The organism is Kribbella sp. (assembly GCF_035655035.1).
GTDB lineage: Bacteria > Actinomycetota > Actinomycetes > Propionibacteriales > Kribbellaceae > Kribbella.
In genome coordinates this window covers 1-1,951 of record NZ_DASRVN010000400.1, presented here as the reverse complement: position 1 = coordinate 1,951, position 1,951 = coordinate 1, and the positions used below count along the sequence as shown (strand labels likewise).

Genomic DNA, 1,951 nt, shown 5'->3' with positions numbered 1-1,951 from the left:
GATGGTTGCCGCGGACGACGATGTGGGCATGAAGGCGCTGGTGAAGGCTGAGGCGCGGCCCGGGTTGTGGCTGCAGGACGTACCCGAGCCGAAGATCGAGGCCGACGAGGTACTGATCAAGGTCCTCCGGACCGGGTTGTGCGGCACAGACCTGCACATCCAGAACTGGGACCCGTGGGCACAGAAGAACGTACCGGTCCCGATGGTGACCGGGCACGAGTTCTGCGGCGAGGTGGTCGAGGTCGGCGTCGGCGTCCGGGACGTCGCGGTCGGCGACCTGGTCAGCGGCGAGGGCCACCTGGTGTGCGGCCGCTGCCGGAACTGCCGCGCCGGCCGCCGCCACCTCTGCATCAAGACCCGCGGCCTCGGCGTCCACGTACCGGGCGCGTTCGCGGAGTACGTCGCACTCCCGGCCACCAACGCGTGGGTCCACAAGGACCCGGTGGACCTCGACGTCGCCGCGATCTTCGACCCGTTCGGCAACGCCGTACACACTGCGCTTTCCTTCCCGCTGGTGGGCGAGGACGTCCTGATCACCGGCGCCGGGCCGATCGGCGTGATGGCCGCTGCGGTCGCCCTGCACGCCGGCGCGCGGAACGTGGTGATCACCGACCTGTCGGAGTACCGGCTGGACCTCGCCCGGAAGATCGGCGTCACCCGCGCGGTCAACGTCGGCGAGGAAACCATCGCGCAGGCCCAGCAGAGCCTCGGGATGCGCGAGGGCTTCGACGTCGGGATGGAGATGTCCGGGAAGCCGGCCGCGCTCCGGGAGCTGCTCGCGAACATGACGCACGGCGGGAAGGTCGCGATGCTCGGCCTGCCGGCCGACGAGATCGCGATCGACTGGGGCACGGTGGTGCTGAACATGCTGACCATCAAGGGCATCTACGGCCGGGAGATGTTCGAGACCTGGTACTCGATGTCGGTGATGCTGGAGCGCGGCCTGGACCTGACGCCGGTGATCACCCACCGGTTCGGGTACGGCGACTTCGAGCGTGCGTTCGACGTCGCGCGCGCCGGGCAGTGCGGCAAGGTGATCATGGACTGGACGACGGAATCCCTGGAGGAGAAGCACTGATGTTCGGGCGGATGCGGGACGACCTGACGGCGACCATCGGCGAGATCCGGGACGCCGGGCTGTACAAGTCCGAGCGGGTGATCACCTCACCGCAGCAGGCGACGATCTCGGTTGCCACCGGCAACGAGGTACTGAACTTCTGCGCGAACAACTACCTCGGACTGTCCGATCACCCGGAGGTCGTCGCGGCCGCCAAGGAAGCCCTTGACCGGTGGGGATTCGGACTGTCCTCGGTGCGCTTCATCTGCGGCACGCAGCAGATCCACAAGGACCTGGAAGGTGCCCTGAGCAACTTCCTCGGCACCGAGGACACGATCCTCTACAGCTCCTGCTTCGACGCGAACGGCGGCCTCTTCGAGACGCTGCTCGGCGCCGAGGACGCGATCATCTCCGACGAGCTGAACCACGCCAGCATCATCGACGGCGTACGGCTGTCCAAGGCCCGCCGGTACCGGTACAAGAACCGCGACATGGCCGACCTGGAGGCCCAGCTGAAGGACGCCGCCGACGCGCGGTACCGGCTGATCGCCACCGACGGCGTGTTCTCGATGGACGGGTACGTCGCCCCGCTGGACGAGATCTGCGAGCTGGCCGAGCGGTACGACGCGCTGGTGATGGTCGACGACTCGCACGCGGTCGGCTTCGTCGGCCCGGACGGCGCCGGTACGCCGTCGTTGTTCGGCGTGAAGGACCGCGTCGACATCGTCACCGGCACCCTGGGCAAGGCCCTCGGCGGCGCCTCCGGCGGCTACGTCTCCGCCCGCCGCGAGATCGTCGAACTCCTCCGCCAGCGCTCCCGCCCGTACCTCTTCTCGAACTCGCTGGCCCCGTCCGTCACCGCCGCCTCGCTCAAGGCCCTGGAACTGATCGGCA

Annotated in this window: 2 protein-coding genes; both read left to right on the top strand. The window is 68.6% G+C overall.

Features of this window, described 5'->3' with window-relative positions:
- Positions 1-28 precede the first annotated feature (28 nt).
- Entirely contained in the window at positions 29-1,078 is a 1,050-nt protein-coding gene (tdh, locus tag VFF46_RS22425) for an L-threonine 3-dehydrogenase (RefSeq protein ID WP_325039148.1), read from the top strand.
- Positions 1,078-1,951: glycine C-acetyltransferase (locus VFF46_RS22420; RefSeq protein ID WP_325039147.1), on the top strand; the 874-nt coding region annotated here is incomplete at its 3' end. The genes tdh and VFF46_RS22420, both read left to right, overlap by 1 nt.

Coding starts and splice junctions, on each gene's coding strand:
- tdh (WP_325039148.1), top strand. CDS start 29: ATGAAGGCGCTGGTGAAGGCTGAGGCGCGGCCCGGGTTGTGGCTGCAG.